The following is a 1,917-nucleotide window of genomic DNA, read 5'->3' on the forward strand; positions in this document are numbered from 1 at the left end:
GTGGAGCCTCTGCCGAGATTAGGCCGCCACGCGGAGCGGCGGAAGGTTGAAGTAGGCTTGATCCGGGGTCATGTCGTCAAGGCTCGAATGGGGCCTTCGTGCGTTGTACAACAAGGTTTGAGAACGCCCACAGGACCGTTCTTCGCGAGGTTCTTTATCGGCATCATCCCTGGTTTGGTCGCCGAGTTTGCGTTCATGGGGCCGTCGACAAGGCCGGTGATATCGTTTTTCGCTGCACGCTCGACGGGTCGCAAGCAGATCGTTGGCTTGAAGTACCGGCATGGATGTTCGACCGGACGGTATGCCCTGACCCCGAGCTTTTGACAGCTCAGCCGTTTGTCAGCATTGACGCACTTGCAGCGCTTTCTGCGCTTCTCGATCTGGCGTTGAAGGATCGAACGCCATCAGCTGCCCTGCTTTCTGGCGCACCCAGAGCCTCCCACGACCAGAATCGGGGAGAGACCGATGCCACGACAGACGGCAATGCCAGGGAACGGATACCAACACAATCGACAACCACGGCCGCAGCAGATGGATCTGTTCGGGAGCGGCCTGCCGAACGGCGCCCTCGGCGCACCCGCATGGCTGGAACTGCCGGCGGAGGCCCGGGCAGCTCTCATGAGCCTGATGACGCAGTTGATCCTCGATCATGCCGCGACGACAGCGACGCCGCGCGCGAAGGAGGTCGATCATGATCTCTGACAAGGTCAGGCCTCATCATCTGGAGCGCAAGGCGATTCTTTACGTGCGTCAATCCTCAGCGCATCAGGTGCTGCACAATCGCGAGAGCAGTGCGTTGCAATACTCCATGCGGGACCGGCTCACGGCGCTCGGGTGGGCAGAGGTTGAAGTGATCGATGATGATCTCGGTCGTTCAGCCGCCGGCGGCGTACAACGCGCCGGTTTCGAGCGAATGGTAGCGGAGGTTTGCCTCGGTAAGGTTGGGGCGGTTTGCGCCCGCGAGGTCTCGCGCTTCGCTCGCAACAGCCGGGATTGGCAGCAACTCATTGAGATGTGCCGCGTGGTCGATACCGTTCTGGTCGATCAGGAGACCATCTATGCGCCAAGGCACGGCAACGACCGCCTGCTGCTCGGGCTCAAGGGCAGCCTCAACGAGTACGAGCTGGATCTGTTGCGCCAGCGCTCGCTCTCGGCCCGCTACGAGAAGGCGCGCCGCGGCGAGTTGGTTGTGGCGGCGCCCGTCGGCTTCGTGAAGGCCGGCGACCGTTATGAGAAAGATCCGGATCGGCGTGTCCAGGAAGCGATCAAGCTGGTGTTCGACAAGGTCGAGGAACTGGGCAGCGCGCGACAGGCGCTCTGCTGGCTCCACGAGTACAATCTCGATCTGCCGGTGAAGCAGACCAACGGCTACACGGCCTGGCGGCGACCGAGTTACTCCGCCATCCACCGGATCATTGAGAACCCGGTCTACGGCGGCGCCTATGCTTATGGTAAGACGGCTGTGGCGGCGGGATACAGCGCCGAGGGCGTGAGCGTGAAGCTCCGCCGCAAGGCGCGAAACGAATGGCTGGCGCTGAAGCCCAACACCCACGAAGGGTACGTCAGCTGGGAGAGGTTCGAGGCGATCCGCACCATGGTCAGCAGCAACGTTCCCACCGGTCGGCATCACGGCGCGCCCAAGCATGGTGACGCGCTGCTGGCCGGTCTGATCCGGTGCAAGCGCTGCGGCCGCAAGCTCACACTCCGGTACTCCGGCATGAAGCACCATATCCCGCGCTACAGCTGCAGCCGCGCCTGGATGGACAATGGCGGCCCTCACTGCATCGCCTTCGGCGGATTGCGCGTCGATGATGCAATCGAAGAAGCACTGCTTGGCGTCGTTGGTCCGGGCGCTATCGCCGCTGCAACCGCGGCCGCCAAGGAAGCCGGGGAACGGCGGGATCAGGTGCGCGATGC

At 63.0% G+C, this 1,917-nt stretch carries 2 protein-coding genes; both read left to right on the forward strand.

Annotated elements, in window-relative coordinates; genetic code table 11:
* Positions 1-531 precede the first annotated feature (531 nt).
* Positions 532-702, forward strand: coding sequence for a hypothetical protein (locus IVA82_RS24860; RefSeq protein WP_247389130.1), 171 nt, complete (start codon positions 532-534; stop codon positions 700-702).
* A partial coding sequence (locus tag IVA82_RS24865) for a recombinase family protein (RefSeq protein ID WP_247493596.1) occupies positions 692-1,917 on the forward strand: 1,226 nt, incomplete at its 3' end. The genes IVA82_RS24860 and IVA82_RS24865, both read left to right, overlap by 11 nt.

The organism is Bradyrhizobium sp. 142, from assembly GCF_023074015.1.
In the GTDB taxonomy this organism is placed as follows: domain Bacteria; phylum Pseudomonadota; class Alphaproteobacteria; order Rhizobiales; family Xanthobacteraceae; genus Bradyrhizobium.

Bases quoted from the DNA above. Each gene is read 5' to 3' on its own strand.
- IVA82_RS24860 (WP_247389130.1), top strand. From the start codon at position 532: ATGGATCTGTTCGGGAGCGGCCTGCCGAACGGCGCCCTCGGCGCACCC.